The organism is Ruminococcus sp., from assembly GCF_024691275.1.
GTDB lineage: Bacteria > Bacillota > Clostridia > Oscillospirales > Ruminococcaceae > Ruminococcus.
In genome coordinates, this window is the sequence record NZ_JAILNU010000028.1 from 21,956 (window position 1) to 28,625 (window position 6,670).

Genomic DNA, 6,670 nt, shown 5'->3' on the forward strand with positions numbered 1-6,670 from the left:
ATGGCAAAGATAAAAATGTGCGGACTTCGCCGCGATGAGGATATCGGGTATGCCAATAAGCTCTGTCCCGACTATATAGGATATGTTTTTGCAAAGAGCAGCAAGCGTTATGTTGCTCCCGAAAAGGCTGCGGAGCTAACTAAGCTCCTTGACAAGAGCATTGTTCCTGTTGGAGTTTTCGTGGATTCCGACTTCGACGAGATATACAGCATCGTCGGCGCAGGTACGATCAGAGCGGTGCAGCTCCACGGAAACGAGAGCGACGAGCTTATCAGACGCTTGCAGGAGAAAGACGTTACAGTCATCAGAGCCTTCAAGGTAAAGAACGATAAGGATATCGCCGCAGCAAACAGCTCCTGTGCGGACTATGTTCTGCTCGATTCGGGAAGCGGCTCGGGAGAGGTATTCGACTGGTCGCTCATAAAGGGCGTGGAGCGCGACTATTTTCTCGCAGGAGGTCTTACCGCGGAAAATGCTGCCGAGGCGGTAAAAAAGCTTGCACCATATGCGTTGGACGCAAGCTCCTGTCTCGAAAAAGACGGCTTCAAGGACTTCGATAAAATGGCTGCCTTTGCGCAGGCAGTAAGAAATGCATAACGAAAGGAAAGATAATATGTCAGATAAAAAAGGAAGATTCGGAGTTCACGGCGGACAGTATATCCCCGAGACACTTATGAATGCGGTCATCGAGCTTGAACAGGCTTACGACCACTATAAAAATGACCCCGACTTCAACCGAGAGCTTACGGAGCTCCTCAACAATTACGCAGGCAGACCTTCGCTTCTTTATCGTGCAGACAAGCTCACAAGAGAGCTTGGCGGAGCAAAGATCTACCTCAAGCGTGAAGACCTCAACCACACAGGCTCGCACAAGATAAACAACGTACTGGGACAGGCACTTCTTGCAAAGAAAATGGGCAAGACTCGTCTTATCGCCGAAACAGGAGCAGGTCAGCACGGTGTTGCGACTGCAACTGCTGCGGCTCTTCTTGATATGGAGTGCGTAGTATTCATGGGCGAAGAGGATACAAAGCGTCAGGCGCTCAATGTTTACCGCATGAAGCTCCTCGGAGCTGATGTTATCCCTGTAAAGAGCGGAACTGCTACTCTGAAGGACGCTGTATCAGAGGCTATGCGTGAGTGGACATCACGTATCGCAGATACTCATTACTGCCTCGGTTCTGTTATGGGACCGCACCCTTTCCCGACTATCGTCCGCGATTTTCAGGCAGTCATCTCCCGTGAAGCAAGAGCACAGATCCTCGAAGCAGAGGGCAGACTTCCCGATGCTGTAATAGCTTGCGTAGGCGGCGGTTCAAACGCTATCGGAAGCTTCTACCACTTTATCCCTGATGAGGGAGTACGTCTTATTGGCTGTGAAGCAGCAGGCAGAGGGATCGACACATTTGAGACAGCTGCAACAGTAAATACAGGAAGAATAGGCATATTCCACGGTATGAAGTCCTACTTCTGTCAGGACAAGTACGGTCAGATAGCTCCTGTTTACTCTATATCCGCAGGTCTTGACTATCCCGGTGTAGGACCTGAACACGCAAATCTTCACGATATTGGCAGAGCTGAATATGTACCGATAACAGATGACGAAGCAGTAAACGCATTCGAGTATCTTTCACGCACAGAGGGCATAATCCCTGCTATCGAGTCAGCTCATGCAGTTGCTTATGCTATGAAGCTTGCACCAACTATGGACAAGGACAAAATAATCATTGTGACTGTTTCGGGACGCGGCGACAAGGACTGTGCTGCAATTGCCCGTTACAGAGGGGAGGATATTTATGAGTAATATCAGAGCTGCCTTTGCTGACGGAAAGGCATTTATACCATTCATCACCTGCGGAGATCCTGACCTTGAAACTACAGCAAAGGTGGTACGCGCTGCTGCTGAAAACGGAGCTGATCTTATCGAGCTGGGAATACCTTTCTCAGACCCGACAGCTGAGGGACCTGTTATTCAGGGAGCCAATATCCGTGCTCTTGCAGGCGGAGTAACAACAGACAAGGTCTTCGAGCTTGTCAAGGAGCTTCGCAAAGATGTAAAGATTCCGTTTGTATTCATGACATATGCAAATGTAGTATTTTCATATGATGCAGAGAGATTTATGGCAAGATGCTGCGAGTGCGGCGTTGACGGCATAATCCTTCCCGATCTTCCTTTCGAGGAGAAGGATGAGTTCTCGTCAGTTGCAAAGCAGTACGGAGTTGATCTTATATCGCTTATAGCACCTACATCAGAGAATCGGATCGCAATGATCGCAAAGGAAGCAGAGGGCTTCATATACATAGTTTCGAGCCTTGGCGTTACAGGTGTAAGAAGTGAGATAAACACCAATATCGGCGACATCGTAAAGGTTATCCGCGAGAACACAAACGTGCCTTGTGCTGTTGGTTTTGGTATCTCGAAGCCTGAGCAGGCAAAGGCAATGGCAGCTATCTCCGACGGAGCGATTGTAGGTTCAGCTATTATCAAGATACTTGAGAAGTACGGCAAGGACGCAGCACCATACGTAGGTGAATACGTAAAGGAAATGAAGAACGCTGTTATCAGCGAATAATTAGCAGGGAACGCCTTTGGGCGTTCCTTTTCTTTTGCCTTGCTATTGTAGGGGCGGCGTTCCGCCGCCCGCAAACTGAAATAAACGAAGGGACGACCATTGGTCGTCCGCTAATGATCAAACAACAGCATGATACAAAAAATGGGCGGATAATATCCGCCCCAGTCTGTCAATAAACCCCAATTTCATTAGGGAACGCCTTCTCTTGCAAGGCGTTCCCTCTTAAAAAACAGTCCACCGGACTGTTTTTTAATTCACCCTTTGCGAGGCGCTTTGAGGCTATTTGTGGGGCTTTGCCCCACACCCTACCAAAGGCGCTGCCTCTGGACTCTGCCAAAGGAACACAGTCCCTTTGGAATCCCGTTATTAGTTGAAATCGACTTTTTCGACAAGCTGAGGGAACGCCGAAAGGCGTTCCCTGTTTTGGATTCGGAATAAAATGTGTCAGCTGATGCGTACATGAAAAATAATACGAATCAATTGTAGGGGCGGCGTTCCGCCGCCCGCAAACTGAAATAAACGTAGGGACGACCATTGGTCGTCCGCTAATAATAAAAAATGGGCGGATAATATCCGCCCTTACATTTTGATTCAAATATATTCGTAACGCCGCTCACATAAGATAGTCTGTACCGAAGCGCATAGCGAGCTGGTCGCAGAGCACAAGAGCGGTGATGCTGTCGGCAACGACTCTTGCACGGTGAACGATAGCAGGGTCGTGTCTGCCCTTTATCTGGAGAGAGGTATTCTCCAAAGTGTTGATGTTGATAGTCTGCTGCTCCTTGTAGATAGACGGAGTAGGCTTTATTGCAGTCCTGAAAAGTACAGGCATACCAGTTGTTATGCCGCCGAGTATGCCGCCGTTATTGTTGGTGGAGCTGCTGATCTTTCCGTTTTCGCTGCTGAAGCTGTCGTTGCACTCGCTTCCCAGCATATCGGCTGCGGCAAAGCCTGCGCCGAACTCCACGCCCTTGACTGCGGGGATAGCGAAAAGAGCATGAGCGAGAATACTTTCGAGAGTGTCGAACCAGGGCTCGCCAACGCCTGCGGGAAGTCCTGTAACGATAGTTTCGAGCCTGCCGCCAACGCTGTCGCCGTCTTCCTTGGCAGCGGTTATGGCAGCCTGCATAGCGTCTGCCTTTGCGCTGTCGAGAACAGCGAATTCCATGGAGTTGAGCTGCTCGATATCAGCGTCGATGTTATTGAAGCTGCGGTCGAAAATTCCGCCGCAGGAGAGTATATGTGTAGCAATTTTTATTTCTTTTGCGCGGAGAGCACTTATTGCAACTGCACCTGCTGCAACGATGCCTGCGGTTATTCTTCCCGAGAAATGACCGCCGCCGCGGAAGTCCTGAAAGCCGTGGTACTTCATCTGTGCAGAGAAGTCTGCGTGACCTGGGCGAGCCTTATAAGCGAGTTCGCCGTAGTCCTTGCTTCTTGTGTCCTGATTTTCTATGATGAACGTAATGGGAGTTCCTGTGGTCTTGCCGTTAAAAACTCCGCTGACTATGCTGACTTTATCTGCTTCGCGCCTTGCCGTAGAGAGCGCGCCTATAGACTGGCGGAGCTTCATCTGCTGTTCGATAAATCCCTCATCAACGGGGATACCTGCTGCCATTCCGTCGAGGACAGCGCCGATAGCTTCTCCGTGACTTTCACCGAATAAAGTAATGGAAACGCTTGAACCGAAGGTATTTTTCATTTTTACCTCTCCTTTGAACCGATTAAAGCTCCGATATCAAGCGAAAATAACATCAGAGCACTCTTAAATTATACCACTATAACCGGTTTGTGTCAACACGTTAATTTAACAGTTTACAGACGCAAAGCGATAAAGTAAATGGTGATTTTGTATAGCTGTCAAACGCCTTTTTTGTCTAATAGTACGTCATTGACTTTGACGATATATCGTGATATAATCAAATTCAGAGGATTTGGTTTAACGGAGTTGATCTTATGGACATAAGGAATTTTTACAATGGTGATGAGTTTGCTGCATATGAATATTTCGGCGCTCATCTGAGTGATAAGGGGACTGTTTTTCGCACCTATGCACCGAATGCGTCTGCGGCAGCGGTCATAGGAGATTTCAGCGGCTGGGAGGATATCCCTATGAAGCCTGTTTGTGACGGAAGAATGTACGAGATAACGGTGCCCGAGGCTAAAGAGGGAATGCGCTATAAGTATCGTATTTACGACAGTAATGGCAATTTTATCGACCACTGTGACCCTTACGGATTTGGTATGGAGGTTCGTCCGGGAACTTGCTCTGTCATAAGAAGTATAGAGGGCTTTGAGTTTACAGATGGGGAGTGGCTCAGAGAGCGTTCGGACTGCCGTGATAAAGCGCTGAATATTTACGAAGTTCACCTCGGTTCGTGGAAAAGGCGTTCTGATGAGGACGAGAACGGCTGGTACGGCTACTTGGAGATAGCTGACGAGCTCATAGACTATGTATGTGAATTCGGCTACAATTATATTGAGCTGATGCCTCTCAGTGAGCACCCCTGTGACGAATCATGGGGATATCAGTGTACGGGATTTTTTGCGCCAACTTCACGATACGGTACTCCGAAGGATCTTATGGAGTTTGTGAACAAGTGTCATGAGCGCGGCATCGGCGTAATAGTGGACTTTGTTCCCGTGCATTTTGCAGTTGACCACTATGCCCTTACTGAATATGACGGCACTAAGCTGTATGAGTATCCCAGTGACGACATAGGCTATAACGAATGGGGAAGCCGCAACTTCAACCATTCAAAGGGGGAAGTGCGCTCGTTTATACAGTCCGCAGCTGATTACTGGCTAAGCGTTTATCATTTTGACGGTCTGCGCATGGACGCTATCCGCAATATGATATACTGGAACGGAGATGAGCGACGCGGGGAAAACAAGAATGCGATAAAATTCATAAAATCCATGAACTGCGGACTTAAAGCCAGACATTCAACTGCCATTATCGCAGCGGAGGACTCTTCTTCATATCCGAATGTAACGGCACCTGTGTTTGCAGGAGGCCTTGGATTTGATTATAAATGGGATCTTGGCTGGATGCACGACACCCTTGAGTATTTCCAGAGTGCTCCTATGTACCGCAGCAGGGACTACCACAAGCTGACATTTTCAATGTTGTATTTTTTCAATGAGAAGTTCATACTGCCGCTGTCTCACGATGAGGTAGTTCATGGAAAGGCGACAGTCGCACAGAAAATGAACGGTCAGTACGAGGTAAAGTTCCCGCAGGCAAGAGCCTTATATATGTATATGATAATGCATTCCGGCAAGAAGTTGAATTTCATGGGAAGCGAATTTGCTCAGCTGCGCGAATGGGACGAGAAGCGTCAGCAGGACTGGGATATGCTGAAATATCCAATGCATGATTCTTTTCGTGAATATATAAAGAAGCTCAATCACATCTATCTGAAGTATAATGCGCTTCACTATGACTATGATCCTACGAACTTTGAGTGGGCAGACTGCAACTCTATCGAGCGCTGTGTATATGCTGTCCGCAGAAAGGCTTCAGAAGGCGATATACTGGCTGTATTCAATTTTTCGGACTGGTGTCAGTTTGATTATTCCGTGAATATCGGCGAGGGATACACAGCTGATCTTCTGCTTGATTCCGATGACCAGCTATACAGCGGAAGAACTCCCGACGGACAGACGCGGTTCTCATGTGAAAAAGAAAAGCTCATCATGGAGATCCCACCGTTCAGCGGAAGAATGTTCCTGCTCACGAAAAAATGAAAAAGGCAGGGGGAGCATCCTGCCTTTTTAGTTATAATATTAATTTTTTACAATACTCTTGATTTTATTATAACGTTGTGGTATAATATTATAGTAAATTTATGCAGTGGTATCGAAGTGGTCATAACGGACGTGACTCGAAACATAGTCGTTTCTGAGCTTGCCGCACTTTGATTTATCCCTGTTCTGCGTGGTTTCGGCGATGTCTGTGATTGCGTTTGCAATTGGCTTTCTCGCAGTTTTCTCGCAGTTTTATAGTTAAATTAAATACGCAGTGGTATCGAAGTGGTCATAACGGACATGACTCGAAATCATGATGCCCCTTGAGGGACGTGGGTTCGAATCCC

At 47.7% G+C, this 6,670-nt stretch carries 5 protein-coding genes; 4 read left to right on the top strand and 1 reads right to left on the bottom strand.

From position 1 onward, the window contains the following. The 3 genes from K6G33_RS03320 to trpA are packed head-to-tail and all read left to right on the top strand — an operon-like array spanning window position 1 to window position 2,573. Window positions 1–597, top strand: coding sequence for a phosphoribosylanthranilate isomerase (locus K6G33_RS03320; RefSeq protein ID WP_296776258.1), 597 nt, complete (start codon window positions 1–3; stop codon window positions 595–597). Window positions 598–613: 16 nt separating this feature from the next. Next, on the top strand, window positions 614–1,804 hold the full coding sequence (trpB, locus tag K6G33_RS03325) for a tryptophan synthase subunit beta (RefSeq protein WP_296776261.1): 1,191 nt from the start codon (window positions 614–616) through the stop codon (window positions 1,802–1,804). Continuing rightward, on the top strand, window positions 1,797–2,573 hold the full coding sequence (gene trpA / locus K6G33_RS03330; RefSeq protein WP_296776264.1) for a tryptophan synthase subunit alpha: 777 nt from the start codon (window positions 1,797–1,799) through the stop codon (window positions 2,571–2,573). Before trpB ends, trpA begins: the two co-directional genes overlap by 8 nt. 613 nt (window positions 2,574–3,186) lie before the next feature. Here the strand turns inward: trpA and aroC are convergent. Then, window positions 3,187–4,275 (bottom strand): chorismate synthase, encoded by a 1,089-nt coding sequence (gene aroC / locus K6G33_RS03335; protein WP_296776266.1) that lies wholly within the window; start codon window positions 4,273–4,275, stop codon window positions 3,187–3,189. Window positions 4,276–4,529: 254 nt separating this feature from the next. Between aroC and glgB the strand changes: the two genes are divergently transcribed. Further along, entirely contained in the window at window positions 4,530–6,323 is a 1,794-nt protein-coding gene (gene glgB, locus K6G33_RS03340) for a 1,4-alpha-glucan branching protein GlgB (protein WP_296776268.1), read from the top strand. Window positions 6,324–6,670 lie beyond the last annotated feature (347 nt).

Bases quoted from the DNA above. Each gene is read 5' to 3' on its own strand.
- aroC (WP_296776266.1), bottom strand. From the start codon at position 4,275: ATGAAAAATACCTTCGGTTCAAGCGTTTCCATTACTTTATTCGGTGAA.
- glgB (WP_296776268.1), top strand. From the start codon at position 4,530: ATGGACATAAGGAATTTTTACAATGGTGATGAGTTTGCTGCATATGAA.
- trpB (WP_296776261.1), top strand. From the start codon at position 614: ATGTCAGATAAAAAAGGAAGATTCGGAGTTCACGGCGGACAGTATATC.
- trpA (WP_296776264.1), top strand. From the start codon at position 1,797: ATGAGTAATATCAGAGCTGCCTTTGCTGACGGAAAGGCATTTATACCA.
- K6G33_RS03320 (WP_296776258.1), top strand. From the start codon at position 1: ATGGCAAAGATAAAAATGTGCGGACTTCGCCGCGATGAGGATATCGGG.